Origin of the sequence: Fusobacterium sp., assembly GCF_032477075.1 — a bacterium.
Taxonomy (GTDB): domain Bacteria; phylum Fusobacteriota; class Fusobacteriia; order Fusobacteriales; family Fusobacteriaceae; genus Fusobacterium_A.
In genome coordinates this window covers 23,879-43,748 of sequence record NZ_JAWDXO010000004.1, presented here as the reverse complement: position 1 = coordinate 43,748, position 19,870 = coordinate 23,879, and the positions used below count along the sequence as shown (strand labels likewise).

The 19,870-nt window shown below is 28.5% G+C and carries 12 protein-coding genes; 10 read left to right on the top strand and 2 right to left on the bottom strand.

Going from position 1 to position 19,870, the window contains the following annotated elements; translation table 11 throughout:
* Positions 1-368 precede the first annotated feature (368 nt).
* On the top strand, positions 369-968 hold the full coding sequence (locus E6771_RS03145; protein WP_316089627.1) for a sigma-70 family RNA polymerase sigma factor: 600 nt from the start codon (positions 369-371) through the stop codon (positions 966-968).
* A gap of 339 nt (positions 969-1,307) precedes the next feature.
* Here the strand turns inward: E6771_RS03145 and E6771_RS03140 are convergent, their stop codons facing one another.
* Positions 1,308-1,511, bottom strand: coding sequence for a hypothetical protein (locus tag E6771_RS03140; protein ID WP_316089626.1), 204 nt, complete (start codon positions 1,509-1,511; stop codon positions 1,308-1,310).
* A 598-nt stretch (positions 1,512-2,109) separates the two neighbouring features.
* Between E6771_RS03140 and E6771_RS03135 the strand changes: the two genes are divergently transcribed.
* The 7 genes from E6771_RS03135 (at position 2,110) to E6771_RS03105 (ending at position 14,834) form a co-directional block, all read left to right on the top strand.
* On the top strand, positions 2,110-2,328 hold the full coding sequence (locus E6771_RS03135) for a hypothetical protein (RefSeq protein ID WP_316089625.1): 219 nt from the start codon (positions 2,110-2,112) through the stop codon (positions 2,326-2,328).
* 812 nt (positions 2,329-3,140) lie between these two features.
* Positions 3,141-4,517: an APC family permease gene (locus tag E6771_RS03130; protein ID WP_316089624.1), complete on the top strand. Its 1,377-nt coding sequence runs from the start codon at positions 3,141-3,143 to the stop codon at positions 4,515-4,517.
* 31 nt (positions 4,518-4,548) lie between these two features.
* Positions 4,549-6,177, top strand: coding sequence for an amidohydrolase (locus E6771_RS03125; protein ID WP_316089623.1), 1,629 nt, complete (start codon positions 4,549-4,551; stop codon positions 6,175-6,177).
* A gap of 506 nt (positions 6,178-6,683) precedes the next feature.
* Entirely contained in the window at positions 6,684-7,664 is a 981-nt protein-coding gene (locus E6771_RS03120) for a D-cysteine desulfhydrase family protein (protein WP_316089622.1), read from the top strand.
* A gap of 688 nt (positions 7,665-8,352) precedes the next feature.
* On the top strand, positions 8,353-10,554 hold the full coding sequence (locus E6771_RS03115) for a TolC family protein (RefSeq protein ID WP_316089620.1): 2,202 nt from the start codon (positions 8,353-8,355) through the stop codon (positions 10,552-10,554).
* Complete coding sequence (locus E6771_RS03110; protein WP_316089618.1) at positions 10,554-11,648, top strand: efflux RND transporter periplasmic adaptor subunit; 1,095 nt, start codon at positions 10,554-10,556, stop codon at positions 11,646-11,648. The genes E6771_RS03115 and E6771_RS03110 overlap by 1 nt, the downstream gene beginning before the upstream one ends.
* Positions 11,649-14,834, top strand: coding sequence for an efflux RND transporter permease subunit (locus E6771_RS03105; RefSeq protein WP_316089617.1), 3,186 nt, complete (start codon positions 11,649-11,651; stop codon positions 14,832-14,834).
* A 294-nt stretch (positions 14,835-15,128) separates the two neighbouring features.
* On the opposite strand, the gene pykF is transcribed toward E6771_RS03105, so the two are convergent.
* Positions 15,129-16,538, bottom strand: coding sequence for a pyruvate kinase PykF (pykF, locus tag E6771_RS03100; protein WP_316089615.1), 1,410 nt, complete (start codon positions 16,536-16,538; stop codon positions 15,129-15,131).
* Between the two features lie 504 nt (positions 16,539-17,042).
* Here pykF and E6771_RS03095 point away from each other — a divergent pair.
* Entirely contained in the window at positions 17,043-17,870 is an 828-nt protein-coding gene (locus tag E6771_RS03095; RefSeq protein ID WP_316089613.1) for a 3-keto-5-aminohexanoate cleavage protein, read from the top strand.
* 14 nt (positions 17,871-17,884) lie between these two features.
* A complete protein-coding gene (locus E6771_RS03090) occupies positions 17,885-19,858 on the top strand; it encodes a sodium:solute symporter family protein (protein WP_316089612.1) in 1,974 nt (657 codons plus the stop codon).
* Positions 19,859-19,870: the final 12 nt, after the last annotated feature.

Genomic DNA, 19,870 nt, shown 5'->3' with positions numbered 1-19,870 from the left:
TTTTGGTAAAAGTATAATTTTATTATAGGAGAAAATATTTTAGTAGAAATATATAGTTTAATAAATAACTTATAATGGAAAAGTTTATTGCTTATTTTATTTTAATGGATTTATTTAAAGCTTGTAAATATAAAATTCACTAGAGATTTATTATTTTCTGCTGTATAGAATTTTTAATGTAAAATTGATACTTTTTAAATATTTTAAATTTTAAATATTAACTATATAAAAAATATGAACTTCTGTTAAAAAACTTAAAAAGGATTTGAAATTTAATATATAAGTTACATGGTTTTAACATATTCTATTTTTTCTCTTCTTAGTAATATGTTTAACAAAATAATATAAAATGTTAAGGAGGAATTTTTATGGAAAATCCATACCTGATTCAAAAAGCTAAACAAGGAAATGATGAAGCAATAAATGAAATTTTTGAATCTTTTAACAAACTTATTTATTTTTTAGCAAGAAATTATTTTATTATTGGTGGAGATAAGGAAGATATTCTTCAAGAAGCAAGAATAGGTCTTTTGAAAGCTATAACTTATTATAACTTTGATAAAAAAGCTTCATTTAAAACTTTTGCTGCCCTATGCATTAAAAGACATTTAATCACTGTAATAAAAAGTTCTTTTACTGGAAAAAATAAAATATTAAATTTTGCTCTTTCTATTTGTACTGAAAAAGATGACTTTCATTATGATGATTATAATTATTCAGGAACTGTAAAAAATTATTATAATCCAGAAGAAATTTATTTAGAAAAAGAAAAATATAATGCTTTAAAAAAATATGTAAAAATGAATTTAAGTAAAATGGAAAATGAACTTTTTGAATATATTCTTTTAGAAATGACATATATGGAAATAGCTAAAAAAACAGGAAGGACTCCTAAATCAGTAGATAATGCCATACAAAGAATTAAGAAAAAGTTAAAAAATTTTTTTAAAGAATATAGTACTGTTTAATGAAATATTTATCTTTCTAGTGGTAAACTATAATAATTTTATTTTAAATGAAGATATAAAAAAATTTATATTTTTTAAAATTTTTTAAGTGTCATATAAAAATATATGTTAAAGAGAATTATAGAAAAATATAAAAATAATAAAATAAAAAAGGAAAATAAAATTTGAGTTGTATAATTATTATCAAGACTAAAATTTGATTAGACTGGGGGAAAGAGAAACTTTGTTAGAAAGTTTCTCTTTTTAATATAATGGAGAATATTTTATGGAATCTATATTAATACAGCCAGTCACATCTACTATAAAATATTAATAAGTATATTCTAATAATAATACTTCTTATTGTACAATATGAGTTCTCTTTTTTTTACTTTTATTTTCCTCATAATACATTTTAAATAGTTCTAAAAGTATTGTACTATTTGATAGTTCTCTTTTTTCATTTATTTTTTCCAGCTCGTTATTTATATAATTAAAATCTTCTTCAACAAAACGACATCCAAATAATCTATAAGTTTTTTCTGAAACCTTCTTTTTTTTCATATTCTCACTCTCCATTTTAATATGTTTTTGATTAAAGAATTTACTATTTTTTAAAAGTTCATTTTAAGATATAAAAAATAACTAGTAAAAAAAATTTTTGCTTGCATTTTTTTTATAAATTTTATCTACAATTTTAGACAATTATTATTTTTAAATTATTATTCATTAATCTCTTTTTCATTCCTTTTTCCTTTTTATAATTAAAAAATTAATTTTCATAAATTTTGATGAGGTTTTAAAATAAAATTCCATTTTTTAAAAAATTTTAATTTTTATAAAAAGGAAAATAAAATTTTTAAAGAATAAATATAACAAATCTCTTCCCCAAGATGATTTATATATAGTTAAAAGGAGCTCTTCCCCAAGGCTCCTTTTCCTATGTTATAGATGAAAGGAGGTTTTTATAAGTATATTAAAAGAAATATTATTATTTTAATAGAAAAAGAAAATTATTATTAAGATATCATTTTATAGTAAGATAGTTAATATATTCTATAAGATATCAAACTTATATATAATAAAGAAATATAAACAAAAAAATCAATAAAAAATGAAAAAATAAGTATATAATAATAAAATGATGAAAGGTGGTATATGAATGAATTTAACGGAAAATTATAAGTATATGATTAGAATTCTAGATGGAAAAGAAAAATATGAAGGAAAAGAATATGATAAAGTAATTGAAAAATATTTGTATAATTCCCTTCCCAGACTAGAAGAAAAAAGAGATGAACTAAAATTAAAATATCCAGACAAAGAAATAGAAATAAGAGAGAAGAAAGAAAAAAAATGGGAAAAAATAATACTTTCTTAAGTAAATTAATAAAAGAATAAGTAGTATAAGATATATGAATTATTTTTCATATAATTATAAATTTTACCTAAGAAAAAACATTAAGAAACAAGATCAGAAATTAGTAAGATGTTTTTTATGAAAGTTATATAAAGAACAGGTATTTTAGTACAAATTAAAAAAATATAATTAAATTTAAGAGGGTAAATTTAAAAAAGATAAAATCCTTTGAATTTTTTGAGTGAAATAGAAAAATTAATATATTTTATAAAGGGAAAATATAATATTTTAAGGCCACATGGTAAAGTTATAAAATAACTGTTTATATGAAAAATTCAAAATAGTAGAAATAAAAAATACAAATCATATTTCTAATTTGATAAATAATAAAGAAGCAATAAGATATTAAAAGATATATTAAAAAATGAAGAAATATAGATGATAAAGAAAAGCCATTTTCTAAGAATAATGTAATTTTTAAATTATTTTATTCTAGAAAATAGCTTTTTTATTTTTTTATAAAAAATGATATCAAGGATAAATAAATAAAATATAAAGTTCTCATAAAGATTTTGTATACATTCTTTTAAAAAATTGTATACACATAAAATAATTCAATATTTTATCTCTTGTTTTTGTCAATGTTATGGACATATATCCTTATATATGATAATTATGAATCATATACAAACATTATATTTTTAATTGACAAAAAATAGACTATAATCATAGTAATATATAGAAATGAAATATCTTTTAAATTTCAAATTTTTTTTATCTATTTTTACGACAAACAAAAATATTGAGGCTTAAGGGAAACAGGAGGAATGAATATGGGTATAAGTGAAAATTCTGAATTAAAAAGAGAAATAGGAGTATTTGGTGGAATTAGTATTATTGGTGGAATAATGATAGGAGCAGGGATTTTTTATATTGGTTCTTATGTGCTTATGAGAGTAGGAATGAATATTGGATTAGCATTGATCTGTTGGTTAATAGGTGGATTGATTAGCTTAATGGGAGGATTATGTTTTGCTGAACTTGGAAGTATGATGCCTAAGGCTGGAGGATCTACAGTCTACTTAAATGAGGCTTATCATCCAGTAGTTGGTTTTATGTCAGGAATGTCATCATGTCTTCTTGCAGGACCCGGCTCAATAGCAGGGCTTTCAATAGCGTTGATTGTATCTTTCAGAACATTTTTCACTATAAGTGATGTAGGGGTAAAAGCATTGGCAGTAATGCTTATAATTTTTCTTACTATATGCAATTGTTATGGTGTAAAAAGGGCTTCAATACTTCAGAATGTATCAATGGTAGCAAAAATGATACCTATTCTTTTGATTATGATATCAGCTTTGTTTATAGGAAATATTTTTCCAGATGTTTCATTGGCTACAGTAAATGAAGCAGCTCAAAGTACAGGAAGAAGTGTTATAGGTATGATAGCTTTTGCTGTAGTTGCAACTTTATGGGCATATGATGGATGGCAGAACTTGAATTCTCTGGCTGAAGAGATAAAAGAACCTCAAAGAAATTTGCCTCTGTCACTAGCAATTGGAATTGGTGGAGTAATAATATTATATATGCTGTTTAATTTCTCTATATTTCGTGTTCTTCCAATGGAAGATATTAAAAATATGATTGCCAAAGGAGATTATTATTTGGGAACAGAAGTTGCCAGAAGAATATTTGGAAATACAGGTGCAGCAATAGTTGTTGTAGGAATGATACTTGCTATCTTTGGTTCATTAAATGGATTAATATTATCAGGCCCACGTATTTATTACGCTCTAGCGAAAGAAGGACATTTCTTTAAGATGTTTTTAAATGTACATCCTGTATATAAAGTTCCAACAAATGCAATAATAGCTCAGGCAATAGTTTCAATAACTCTTGTATTATCACGTAATTTGGAACAACTGGCTACTCTGGTTGTATTTACTGGAATGATTTTTAAACTTCTGACAATATTATCAGTTGTTGTATTTCGTAGAAAATATCCAAATATGGAGCGTCCATATAAGGTAATAGCTTACCCTGTAACAGTTATTATAACATCTTTGGTATTCTTAGGACTGATATTGAATAATCTTGCTAAAGACCCAGTAAACTCTATTTTAAGCTGTGCAGTTCAAATATTTGCAGTAGCATTATATATGTATTTTGACAGGAAAATTAAAAGAAAAAAAATAGATACAGAAGAATAACACATATATTTTACAATATAGGGAGGTAGAAATGGAAATATTATTTTATAATGCAAAGGTATATTTAGAAAGGGGAGAATTTGCTGAAGCAGTTTTAGTAAAAAAAGGATTAATATCAAAAGTTGGAACAAGTGAAAAACTTTTAAAAGTGGCAGATAGTGATTGCAAAAAAATAGACTGTCATGGAAAGACAATAATCCCAGGATTAAATGACTCTCATATGCATTTATTAGTATTGGGGGAATCTCTTCAAACAGTTAAACTTACAAATAGTAAATCTGTAGATGAAATAATAGTAAGATGCAGAAAATTTATAAAGGAGAATCCTGAATTATCAAAGAATGGAGTTTTTGCAATTGGATGGAATCAGGATTTATTTGAAGGAGATAAGGGAATACCTAACAGACATGATGCTGATAAAATATCTACAGAGATTCCAATTATTTTGAGAAGAGTATGTGGACATTTGATGGTTTCAAATACTAAAGCTATAGAAATGTTGGGAATAGATGGAAATTCTGAACAATTTGAAGGGGGAACATTTGAGATAGGGGAAGATGGATATCCAAATGGAGTATTTACTGAAAATGCCTGCCGTCAGCTGAGAAAAGTTATTCCAGAATTTTCTCTGGAAGATAGAGCAAGAATGGCAGTAGAAGCAATGAAGCATGCTGTTTCTTTTGGAGTGACAAGTGTACAAAGTAATGATGTAGGAGCAGTAGTTTTAGGAGATAAAGATAGATATTTTAAAATGTTCTGTAAAATCTATGAGGAAGGAAAGGGACTGCTTCGTTATCATCATCAAATAACTTTTCAATCACCAGAGGAATTAAGAAATTATGCGGAGAATGGGGAGCTCGCAAAAGGAAATTACCCAGAAGATTCATGGGTCACATTAGGTCCATTGAAATTATTTAAAGATGGAAGTCTAGGAGCCAGAACAGCAATGCTTGAAAATGATTATGTAGATGATCCTGGAAATCGTGGTGAAGAAAGATTTGATGAAAAATATATAGAAGATCTCTGTAGAACAGCTGATGAAAATGGAATACAGATAGCTACACATGTAATAGGTGATGCTGCAACAAATAGTGTTATGAGAACATATGAAAAACTTATAAAAGATGGAAAAAATCCTTTACGTCATGCTTTGATTCATTGTCAGATAACTAATAAGACAATGCTTGAAAATATAGCTAAAAACAATATTTTAGTAATGTATCAACCTATATTTTTAGATTATGATATGCATATTGTAGAATCGAGATGTGGAAAAGAGCTTGCTTCTACATCATATGCCTTTAATACTTTAGATAAATTAGGAGGAAAAATTTCATATGGAACAGACTGTCCTGTGGAAGGATGTAATCCTTTTCCTAACATATATTGTGCAGTAACTCGTAAAGATCTGAAAGGCAATCCAGAAGAAGGATTCTATCCAGAAGAATGTGTAGATATATATACAGCAGTTGATGCTTATACAGAAGGAAGTGCTTATGCACAATTTATGGAGAATAAAAAAGGAAGGATAAAAGAGGGATTTTATGCAGATATGGTTATATTAGATAAAGATATATTTACTGTGGATTCACTTGAAATAAAAGATATAAAACCATTATTAACTATGGTTGGTGGAAAAATAGTATATGAAAAGAAATAATGTTAAGAGTATAAAATTAAAATAAATAAAATTATAAAAAATTCTTCAATTTAAGACATTTATAATTTTAAAATATATGAATAGGTTAGTTGTATAATGCATTTTAACCTATTCATTTTTTAGTGTGTAAATAAAAAATAAAGAAGCAATTTTAGAAAATATAAGATAAAATATTAATAATATGTTATGATATAAAAATTACTTTTATAATTAGCAGTAAAAAATAAAATCAGGAGGTTAATTGTTATCAGTGTAATAGGAAGTAATTTATGTTCAGATACTATGGGTGCAGTGGAAAAATTAAAAGAAAAAGATATGAAATTTGAATTTCATGATATTTCAGTTAGTCTTGACAGTTTAAAAGAATATTTTGAACTGAGATAAAAAAGCTCTTTGTATATTCCAGCAAAAGCAAAAGGAAGAATAGAAATACCATATTTTATAAATTAAGATGGAACAGAAACTATGGATTTGAATACTATATTGAAAAAATAAGGAGAATAAAAATGCAAGAAAAATTAAATTTAGCTAATTTCCCAACTAAAATAGAAAAATTAGAAAAAATTTCAAAAGAATCAGGAGTAAATATTTATATAAAAAGAGATGATCAAACAGGTTCAGAAATATCGGGAAATAAAATAAGAAAACTAGAATATTCTATATATGAAGCAATAGAAAATGGTTGTGATACTTTAATTACTTGTGGAGGGATACAATCTAATCATGCAAGAGCAACTGCAGCAGCTGGAATAAAACTTGGTATGAGGGCGATACTTGTATTGAGATCAGATGAAACACCAGAGCTGGAAGGAAACTATTTTCTGGATAAAGTAATTGGAGCAGATATAAGAATTATATCAAGTGAAGATTATAGAGAAAGAAGAGCAGAAATTATGCAGAAAATTAAGGCAGAATCTGATGCTGAAGGTCATAAAGCATATATCATTCCAGAAGGAGCATCTAATGGAATAGGAAGTCTTGGATATTATACAACTATGAAAGAAATTAGGGAGCAAGAAAAAGAACTTGGAATAAAATTTGACAGAATAGTTGCAGCCATTGGTTCAGGGGGAACTTTTGCAGGTTTGTGCATGGGAAATGTTGAATTTTTTAATGGAGAGAAAATAGTTACAGGATTTAATGTTTGTGATGATGCAGAATTTTTCAAAAAAAGATCAGAAGAAATAATAGAAGAAGCACAAAAATATTTAGATAAAAGTATCATTGTGAAAGTAGAAGACATGGATATAATAGATGGATATGTAGGAATAGGATATGCACAAAGCAGACCTGAAGAACTAGAATTTATTCAGGACACTGCTAGAAAAGAAGGAGTAATATTTGATCCAGTGTATACTGGAAAAGCTATGTATGGAATGATGAATGAAATAGAAAAAGGAACTTTAAAAAAAGGTGAAAATGTATTATTCATCCATACAGGAGGTTTATTTGGAATATTCTCTAAAAGGAATCAATTTAAATTCTGAATTAAAAATTGAAATAACACAGAATAAAAAAGAGAATGACAGAAAATTGAGAAAAAAGTATGTTGGAAAAATATAAATTTTCTATTGGATATTTAGTTGATTTACTTGTTATAATGAAAAATATAAAAAGCAACATTGATTTTATTAAAAATATAAAATGACAAACAAAAATTTTTAAGCAAAATTTTTTAGTTTAAAGAAAGAAACAGATTACAGAAAAAAACGACTTAAATAAAAAGCTTGAAATACCTTATTAAATATAGTATTATTTATCCAAGTTGTTAGTTTGATGTTTGTTTTATGAAAAATAGCATTTATTGATGTTATAATTTAAAATGATAAGATAGAATGATTTATAGAAATACATTTCTTTTAAAGAATATAATCTTGTTTTTCAAGAAAAATATAGTTTAGAAAAAAAGAGGCTATTATGAAAATAGCTTCTTTTTTTGTATAAAAAACTATTTATTAAAAAAGTGGCATAAAAAGTTGAAAGGTTATATTATAAAAAAATCTTGAAAAATAAAAAAGGAAAGTTTTTTTTATTTCCAATGACCTAAATATCAATACCTGTTTATTCACAATAAAATTAAGTTATAAACAATATGAAAAAAGAAAAAGAAGGTAAGGGATTGATATGTGGTTTTGAGATTAAAATAAAATTTTAATAATGGAGGTAAAAATTTTTATGAGAAGAAAGATTTTGATCTTATCTGGACTCATATTTTGGAGTTTTTGTATTTTTTCAAAAGATTTGAATATAGGTGTTATATTTGATAATAATTCAAATTTTTCTAAAAACACAAAAGAAATATTACAAAGAGAGCTAGATAAAGATTTTTCAAAGACAGGATACATTCCTAAAATAGTCAAAATAGACTACCTTGATGAAAATAATTTAGACCATATGCTGAAAGAAATGGGTAAAAGTAAAGAACTAGATTCTATCTTTGTTTTCAGCAGTTCAAAAGTGGGAAATTATAAAGACTTAAATAGAAATAAACTGTATTTTTTTCCATTAAATTTTGAAAAAAGTCAGAAAACTGTACCTAAAAATGTAAGCTATATTTATGGAGAATTGAATTTGAATAAGGGAATAGAGATAATAAAACAGATACCAGAGGTTTCTAAAATAAATATAGCAGTATCTAATTTATCTGATAATGATATAAAAAAACTTGAAGAAAAATATCAAAATGATTCTGTCAAAATAAATATTCAGAAAGCAACTAAAGAATTTTTAGAGGAATCTGAAAGAGAGAATATACCTACACTTCTTGCAGACTGTGAAAAATCTTTAGATAAGTATGCCTTTATGGGATATGACATGGATGAAGAATTAGGAAAGAGAATAAAAGCTTCTGTACTTAATTATATTTACTTTAAAACAGGGCAAGGGATAAACAAGATAGAAAAAATAACCTCTCCAGAGGGAGAATTATTTTACAATGAGGAGATTGGAATTCAAATAGGCTGCAATCTTCCTCTAAGTGTAATACAGGAAGTTTCAGTTATAAACAAGAAAAAAACAGAATTAAAAAAATTAGATTTAAAAACTGCTGTAGAAATAGGACTGAAAAACAATCTTGAAATTCTGAAGAAGAATCAGGATTTAACTACAAGCAAGTATGATGTAAATGTAAGTAATTCATATAGATTACCTCAGTTATCAGCAAATATAGATGGAACATTCCTAGATAAAAAGAGTAACGATGTTGTATTTAACAGAGCTCAACAAAACTCAGCAAAATCATATTTGCAGCTATCTCAAGTGATTTATAGCGAACAGCTGAATACTAATGTATATCTTTCAAAATTAGCTATGGAAAGTAGAAGATCAGATTTAGAGCAGCAAAAACTTGATATTATTTATTATATATCATCTACTTATTTAAATATTCTCCAATTAAATGCACAGTTGAAAATACAGGAAAGCAACTATGAAGTCCTTAAAGAAAGCTTGAAAATAGCAAACATTAATTATAAAGTAGGGTCGGGAGGAGTACAGGATATATATAGACTGGAATCAAGTATTTCAGAAGCATATTCAAATACAGTTTCTGTAAAAAATCAAATAAAACAATCAACTATACAATTAAATACATATCTTGACCTACCAAAGAATCAACAATACAGTTATGAAGAACTAGAAAATATATCAAGATACTTTGTATTTAATAGAAACTTCAGTAGTTTTTTTGTAAATAGTAAAAAAAATGAAGCAGTTGAAGAGTTTTTACTAGAAGGAGCATTAAAAAATTCAAATAATCTAAATATTATAGATAATGAGATAAAAGGTAAAAAAAGAGAATATTCTGCTGCAGGAAGAGAAAGAATAATACCTAAAATAGAGGCTTTTGCTCAATATAATAAGGATAATATGATAGAACCATGGGGAGAAAATAAAAATTATCCTCCTAATGGAGAAAATGAATATTGGCAGGCTGGAGTAAAAATAACACTTCCTCTTATATCAGGTGGAGAAATACATTATAAAAGAAAATCGCTTCAAAGTGAAATAGATTCATTAAATTATACTAAAAAAATAACAGAATCTCAATTATCACAAGCTGTATCACAGGCTTTTAATGAATTTTTAACTAACTATATTCAAACTTATACCTCTAAACAAGCTGCAGAAGCTGCAGCTAAAAATATGAAAATAGTAAAAAATCTTTACTCAAATGGAAGTATAGATATCACAGATTTTTTAGATGCTCAAAATAATGCATTATCTCAACATTTAGAAAATACAATAAAAAATTACAGTCTTTTAAATTCTATATTGAAATTAGAAAATCTATATGGAAAATCATCTCTGACAATGAGCCAAGATGAAAAAGAACAATTGAGAAATCAAGTGACAAGTATTTTAAAGGAGTATAAATAATGAAAAAACATATATTAATGATATTGGTTTTAGTATTAATAATAAGTGCCTGTGGAAAAAAGGAACAGGAATATAAATATGACATGGCTGTAAGGCCTGTTGTGTATAAAATTGCAAAGAAAACAGATGAAAATATCCCTAAAAATTATGTAGGAGTAATAAAATCTCAAGCATTATCTAATCTTAGTTTCAGAGTATCAGGGACTATTGAAAAGAGAATGGCACAGCTGGGAGACCATGTTAAAAAAGGTGATATATTAGCAGTGCTTGACCCAACAGAATATAGAGTAAATTATCAGAAAGCTCTTGCAGAACTGGAAAAAGGAAAGGCAGGATATACAGAAGCAAGATCAAGTTATGAAAGAGCACAGGCTTTATATCTTGAAAATAGTATATCAAAAGCTAGTTATGATAATGCAATAGCTTCATACAAGTCAGCAGCAGCAACAATTAATGCTTTAAAAAACAGTGTTGATCTGGCAAAAATTCAACTGGGATATACAGAACTTAAAGCGCCAGCAAAGGGAACTATTGGAGAGGTGAAAAGTGAAGTCAATCAATCAGTTGACCCTCAAACACCAGTATTTATATTGAATACTTCTGGTGATAAGACAGTTGAATTTAATGTTTCTGAATCAGCAATACCTACTTTGAAAGAAGGAGAAAAGGTACTGGTAACTATAGATTTTATTCCAGAAGCTCTTATTACTGGGAAAATAACTAATATAGGAACTATATCAAATGAATTTGGAAATACTTATCCTGTAAAAGCAAAGCTGGAAGATGTTACTGAGAATGTAAGGGTAGGAATGACAGCTAATGTACTATTAGAATCAAAAGAGAAAGAAAATATAACAGTCCCATTTGAAGCAATATTGAAAGATACAGATAACAGACCATATGTCTATATAATAACTGATATTAATGGTGAAATAGGACACGCTGCTAAAAGGTTGGTAAAAACTGGAGAGATAAATCAAAATGGAATGAAGATACTTGATGGAATACAATCTGGAGAATATATTATTATAAAAGGGGTTTCACAAATTCAGAATGGTCAGGAAGTTTCTCTGTTGGAAGGAGTGAAAAATTAGATGAAACTTACAGATGTTGCTTTAAAAAACAGAGTAACTACTTATCTGATATTTATAATCCTTCTATTTGTTGGATATATGTCTTATGTTAAATCGGAAAAATCAGAGGATCCGGGATTTACAGTAAAAGTAGCTCTTATAACAACTAACTGGCCAGGGGCAACTTCCAAACAGATGGCTGATTTGGTGAGTAAAAAGATAGCAGATCAGATACAGAATATAGAAACATTGGATTATGTAGATTCAAAAAATATACCTGGACAGTCAAATGTTTATGTAAATATCAAAAGTGGAAACAGAGATTTAGTTCCAATATGGCAGGAACTGAGAAATAGGATAAATACTTTTGTTGTCCCTGCTCTTCCAGAAGGAGTACAGACACCAATAATAAATACATACTTTGGGGATATATATGGTACTTTGCTGACAATAAGTGGAGATAGTTATTCATATGAAGAATTATATAAGACTGCTGAAAATTTAAAGGCAAAATTATTATTTTCAGTACCTCAAATAGGAAGAATAGATATAAGCGGGGTACAAAATGAAGTCATCTATGTAAAAGTGGATAATGAAAGACTTTCACAGTCAAAAATATCAATGAGTAATATAATAGATACTCTTCAAAATGTCAATGTAATAGAAAATGGAGGAGATGTAGTATCTGATGATTATAGAATAAAAATATCTCCAACAGGAAATTTTAGAAATATAAAAGATATAGAAAATACTATAATAACAGATTCAAATGGAAAAAATGCTATTTATCTAAAAGAGATAGCAGCAGTGGAAAAAACATATCAAGACCCTTCAGATTATATGATTTCATATAATGGAGATAAAGCTATAACATTGGGAGTATCACTTGGAGATAAGGAAGATGTTCTGGTGATGAGTAAAGGAATAAAAAAAGTTCTGAAAGAATTTAAAAGTAAACTTCCTATTGGAATAGATGTTGGACAGATTTATTATCAGCCAGATTTAGTGCAGGATAAAGTGACATCTTTTATAGCTAATCTAGCACAGGCAATAGCAACAATAGTAATTGTAATGCTTTTATGTCTGGGGCTTCGTTCTGGTTTGATAGTAGCAGCTCTGACACCAACATCTATAGCATTTACAATAATAGGACTTTATTATCTTGGTTATGGAATAAATCAGATAACTCTGGCAGGATTGATAATAGCTCTGGGAATGCTGGTAGATAATGCAGTGGTAATGTCAGAAAATATAATGGTACTGATGCAGGATGGAAAAAGCAGAATGGAAGCTTGTCTGGAATCAGGTAAAACCTTAGCTGTACCTCTTCTTGTAAGTTCTCTTACTACAATAGTGGCATTTTCTCCTATTATATTAAATAAAGAAAATATGGGAGAATATGTAGGACCTCTTACAATTGTTGTACTTCTTGCACTGTTGGGATCATGGCTTATCAATCAGACACTTATTCCGCTCCTGTGTTTTGATTTTCTGAAAGTGAAGTCTGGAAGCAGGCAGAATATGGATTCAAGACCTTATCTTATCTACAGGAAAATCCTAATTACACTTTTAAAAAAGAAAAAATTATCAATAGGTGTGATAATAGGAGCATTTTGTCTGGGGCTTATACTTTTAGGAGCAGTTCCTAAAAATTTTATGCCTGATTCAACAGACCCTGTAATGTCTACATATATAAGAATGCCAAAAGGAACAGATATCAATCATACAGCAGAAGTGGCAAATGATTTGAATGAATTTATAAAGAAAAATTACAGTACTGGAGAGCAGGAACCTCTTTCACCTTCATTATGGAATTATATAACTACTGGAGGAACAGATAAGAAGTATAAAAAACAGGGAATATTGAGTTGGGGAATATTTATAGGAGGAGGAGCTCCTAAATATTCTACAAGTTATCAGCCTGAAACAAGACTTCCTGAATATGCTTATGTAATGTATAATGTCACAGATTATAGAATAATAAAGAAATTAAGCTCTGAAATAAATCTATATATGCAAAGCAAATATCCAGGAATAGATATAACTACTAAAGGTATGGGAAGCGGAGTATCTTTAGAAAAAGATTTGGGATATGTATTTGTTTCAGATAACATAGAACTTTTGAAAAAAGTATCAAAAGAATTTGAGGAAAAGATAAAAACAGTAAAAGGAATAAGAGCTGTAAGCAATAACTGGGGAAATGATGTTCCCAGAATAACAATAAATATAAATCAGGAAAAGGCTAAAAAAGCAGGGCTATCAAATAGTGTGGTAGGAAAAACCCTTCAATTTATATTAGAAGGAACAAATGCCACTATATACAGAAATTTTGAAGCTCCTCCAAAAAGCACAATCATTCCTATAATGCTTAAAGGAAGCAGATCATATAAAGATGATATTACTAATATAGAAACTATACAGTTTATGACTCCCTCAGGAGTGTCAGTTCCACTTAATCAGATAGCAGATATAAAAATAGAATATGTTTCTGATTTTGTCTATACAAGGGATATGTCATATGGAATAGAAGTAGATGCAGGAATACAGGATGGATATACTCCTCCAGAAGTAAATAATGAAATAATACCATGGCTCACTGAGAAATTAAAAGAGTGGGGACCAGAAATAAAATACTACCCAGCAGGTATAATGAAAACTTCTTCTGAAAATGAAGGAGCACTGTTTCAGGCTGTACCAACAGCATTACTGGTTATGTTTTTACTGGTAATAGGACAGTTTAATTCCATAAAGAAAGGATTGTCAATAATGCTGGTAATTCCTCTGTCTATACCAGGAATAGCTATAGGACTCTTGTGTACAAATACTCAGCTTGGATTTATGGCTATTATAGGAATAATTTCACTGGCAGGGGTAGTTCTGAATCATGCTATCATTCTTGTAGATAAAATGACTATTGAAAAAGATGATATGGGCAGAGATGATCAAGATGCAGTAGTATTTGGATGTCAGTCAAGATTAAGACCAATATTTTTAACAGTTGCTACTACACTTATGGGACTTATGCCATTGTACTTCTTTGGAGGTCCATTATTTCAACCATTAGCAGTAGTATTGATATTTGGACTGGCAACTGATACAGTACTGGCTTTGGGAATAATTCCTGTGATATATGCACTGTTTTTTAAAATAGATTTTAAAGATTATGTGTATGATGGAAAAAAATTAGAAATGGTTATAAAAAAATAAAAAAAGAGAAATGGAGAAATAAAATACTTCTTCTAAAATTCAAATGAAAATGATTAATAAAAAAATATAAAGATAAGATTTGTAGAAAGTTTTTATTGAAATACCAGAGAATTTTGAAAGCATTAAAAAATGTAAATGAAAGGAAAATAATTTTTTTAGATTATGATTAAGGGAAATATAGAGCTGTATCTAAAGCAAGATAAAAAGAGATAGTGATTATTGTATAGAATATAGATATTTATAAATAAAATCTGGATTTTTATATCCAGATTTTATTATATACTATTAAATTTTTCAGCTTATTTTTATTAATTTTATAGAGTTGGTAGTTCCAACTTTAAATATAGACTCTCCACAGTTTGCTATTATAATATCATCTTTTTTAGCAAGTTTTAAATCTACTGAAACTTTCTCTGCCAATTGGAAGAAAGAATCAAGACTTTCAGATTCTCCATCAATAAAAGGAGTAATTCCTCTTACAATGAGAAGCTGGTTGGCAGTTTTTTCGTTATTAGTAATTGCTACGATTTCAGCTTTAGGAAAATATCTTCTCATATCTCTAGCTGCTCTTCCTGATTGAGTTGCAACAACTATAACCTTTGTATCAAGAGATTCGCTTATTTCTGCAGTACCTCTAGTGACAGCAGTAGTGATTGTCATATCCTCTGTAAAATAATTTTTCTTAGAAACAAGAGGGTCAATTTTTTCAGATATTCTGGTCATAACTCTTACTGCTTCCACTGGATACTTACCATTAGCAGATTCTCCAGAAAGCATTATACAGTCAGTTCCATCAAGAATTGCATTGGCAACATCATTTACTTCAGCTCTTGTAGGTCTTGGATTTTTAATCATAGAATCAAGCATTTGAGTGGCAGTAATAACCACTTTTCCAGCGATATTACATTTTTCTATCATCATTTTTTGAGCAATAGGAACATCTTCAATAGGTATTTCTACTCCAAGATCACCTCTTGCTACCATGATACCATCAGAAACTTTTAATATTTCATCAAAATTATCTATTCCCTCTTGAGTTTCTATTTTAGATATTATAAGAATATTTTTTCCATTATTTTCATCTAATACTTTTCTTACATCTTTTACATCATCAGCTTTTCTGATAAATGAGGCAGCTACATAGTCAACACCTTGCTGACAACCGAAAATAAGATCATTTTTATCTTTTTCAGATATAGCAGGAAGACTGACTTTAGCCTTCGGAAGATTAACCCCCTTATTTTCTCCAAGTTCTCCATTGTTTAAAGCTATGCAGATTATTTTATTTCCTATGATTTCTTTTATGCTGAACTGTAAAAGTCCATCATCTATAAGAAGTTTTTCTCCTACTTTAACATCCTGTATAATATCTTCATAAGTGACAGCAACCATTTTCTCATCACCAATTACAGATTTATCAGTAGTGATTATAAATTCCTGACCTGATACTATATTTACATTTTTTCCATCTTTAAGTTTAGTAGTTCTTATTTTAGGTCCTTTGATATCAAGCATAAGAGCACCTTTAATACCAGTTTCAATCTGGGCTGCTCTGAAATTATCAATTTTTTCTTTATGTTCTTCATAGTTTCCGTGAGAGAAATTCAATCTCATCATATTCATTCCTGATTTAAGAAGTTCTTTCAGAGTTTCTTTTGTTTCAGAACTTGGTCCAATGGTACATATTATTTTAGTTTTTTTCACAATGATACCTCCTGAATATATCTTTTCTTCTAAAAAGTTATTTTTTATGATGACTTAAAGTACTTTTATATTATACCCTTAATCAGAAAATATTACAAAATATATATTAAAATATCTTGTCAGAGAGAGATTCATATCATATTACTGGAATTCAGTATATTAAAATATTTAAACTGAAAAATTTTAGCTTTAATACAAGAAAATATCATCAAAAAATTGAAAAAATTTATAGAATTTAAAATATTTTTTAGTATAAACTATTTTAAATTTTCAGTAATTCTTATATTGCTGTAAATTTTTATTTACGTAAATTTTTATTTACACTAGTCTCTAAAAACTTTATATAATATCTCTTTTTATAAAAGTGTAAATTTTTGTTAACATATTTTTTTGATAGGATTATCCTTCTATTTTTTATAAAGCCTCTTTAAATATATATTCAGCACAAATGGCATATTATTTGCTTATAGTTATAACATATACTTTAAGTTTAGGAGGAATTGTATGAAAAACAAAAGGATAATCACTGTAGCTACTACAGGAGCATGGACTACTAAAAAAGATAATCCAAATATTCCCATCACACCTGCTGAAATAGCTGCTGATGTATATGAATGCTGGAAAGCAGGGGCAGCAATATGTCATATTCATGTAAGGGATGAGGAAGGTAATGGTACCATGAATACAGAAAAATTTGTGGAAACTATAAAACTTATAAGGGAAAAATGTAATATTGTAATTAATTGTACTACATCTGGGGATTTGAATGCTACTGATGAAACAAGAATGGCACATTTAAAAGTTATCAAACCTGAATTGGCCTCATATGACTGTGGTTCTATGAACTGGATGCATAGAAGTCTTTTCATTAATCACCCTAAATTTTTGGAGAAACTTGGAAATTTCATGCAGGAATATGGAGTAAAACCAGAGATAGAAATATTTGATGCTGGAATGGTATATAATTCTCTTTATTATTTAAAAAATGGAGTTCTTAAAGCTCCACTTCATTATCAATTTGTTTTAGGAGCAGCTGGAGGAACTTCTGCCACAGTAGAAAATCTTGTCTATCTTAAAGGATTGATTCCAGAAAATTCTACATGGTCAGCTCTTGGAATAGGAAAAGGACATATTCCAATTATGTTAACTGCTATAGCTATGGGAGGACATGTAAGAGTGGGAATGGAAGATAATGTGTATTATAGAGCAGGAGAACTGGCAGAATCTAATGCACAATTGGTACAGAGAGCTGCCAACATCATTAGAGAGGCTTCTTATGAGGTAGCAACACCAGAAGAAGCAAGAATTATACTTGGAGTAAATAAAAAATAAAAAAGGAGTTGTTTATGAGTGTGCAATTAATCTTTAGTATTTACTGCATAATTTTTGCTTTTCTTATGATAGGAGCGGGAATATACAGTAAAAAATGGGTATCTGATGCTTCTGATTTCATACTGGCAGGACGTGAACTCAGTTTTCCTATCAACACTATGGGGGTAGCAGCTATTGGTTTTGCAGGTACTACTGTATCACTTGAGTGTGGATTTGCTATTCTTTATGGAGTAAAGGGAGCTTTAGCTTGGGGAATTATATATTCTATATTCGGATTGGTATTGTATGGCTTGCTTTTTGCTAATTTTGTGAGAAGATGTGGAGCACAGACACTTCCTGAATATTTTGAAATGAGATATAACAGCAAAGTTAGAAATGTAGTTGCTTATGGAACTATTATAGGAATGTGTGGGATCCTTGCTAATAACATAGTTTCTCTTTCTTCTATAGTTTCTGGTTATGTGGGGTGGCCTACTTACTTTGTAATGGGAGGAGCTTTTCTTATAGTAATAATATTTGCTACATTGAGCGGACTTTGGGCTTCTACCATTACAGATTTTATTCAGGTAATAATTGGTACTATTGCTATTCCAGTACTTCTTATATTATTAGTAAAGAAATATGGAGGAATAGATTTTATAGCAGATAAATGGCTTACAGGAAACTTTATGAACAATGGAATAACAGGAGGAACTTTACCAGGAATGTCTTTAAAATATCCGAGTGTTTTAAACTTTGTTCTTTGTTTCAGTTCAGCTCTTGTATGGGGAAATAATTACTACTGGGGAAAACTTGCTGCTTCAAGAAATGAAAAAATTGCTAAGAATTCTTTTGTTTGTGCAGGACTGATATTGATGTTTATATTTATGATTCCGCTGGTAATGATAGGAGCCTATACTGGTGCTGCTGTACCAGAGGTATTCACTTTAACAGGGGGAAGTATAATGCCAACAGCTGCCTATGGAGTAGCTGCTAAAATGTTTGCTCCTCTGATATCAGCTTTTATAGTTATAGGGTGTGTAGCTGCTTCAATTTCTACATCTTCTACTTCAGCAATGGGTGCAACTTCTACTGCTACTAGAGACATCTATCTAAGAACAATAAATCCAAAAGCTGACGCAGCTAAATCATTGAAAGCAAGTAAAATAATTATGTTTCTTGTATTGATGTTTACATGGGTATTATGTTATTTTCCAGGTGGACCTGCATATCTATTTGCATTTTCTAACTGCTGGCTGGTGCCTCCTGCTATATTATTATGTCTAGGTTTCCTTTGGCCTAAATTTAATTCAACAGGAGCATTCTGGGGAGTTATCTGTGGTATGCTTACAATGGTTGTTTTTACAATTTTGGAACTGACTAAGATATTTGTAGTGGGTAAATTTATTTATCTGGCTATATTGGGATTTGTAGTGACAGCTGTAGCTGGAGTTATTTTTACTCTTCTTTCTCCATCATCATCTAAATACTATGGTAAAGATAACTGGGAGCTTGAGCCTAATGATACAAATAGAGAAAAAGTGGAACTTAATGAATTTGATATTCAGGTGCTTTCACTGATAAGATTTGGACATCAGTATATGTCAGATATTACTGATGGTTTGAAAGTGGATTCAAAAGTATCAACAGAGTCTATAGAAAAATTAGACAGAGGGGGATATATAAAAAGAGCAGGAAAAACTGGAAGCAGCTTCTATACTTTTGAACTGGCTGATAGAGCATATACAATTTTGCCGAGACTAAGCAGTAAAGAAGAAGAATTAGAAAAAAATTATTTAAACAGCAAGTATTTGAATTTTCTGAAAGCTGTATTTGATTCTCCAAAAGCAGTTGCAAACATAGTAAAAGAACAGAAGTATGCATCCTTACAAGTATCAAGTATTGTATCTCATCTTGTAAGAAGAGGATATCTCATAGAAAAAGGACTATACAAAAGGCAGCTTGTAATTACAGAGAGGGGAAAAGATATAATTCAAAAATATTCATAATACTTCATAAAA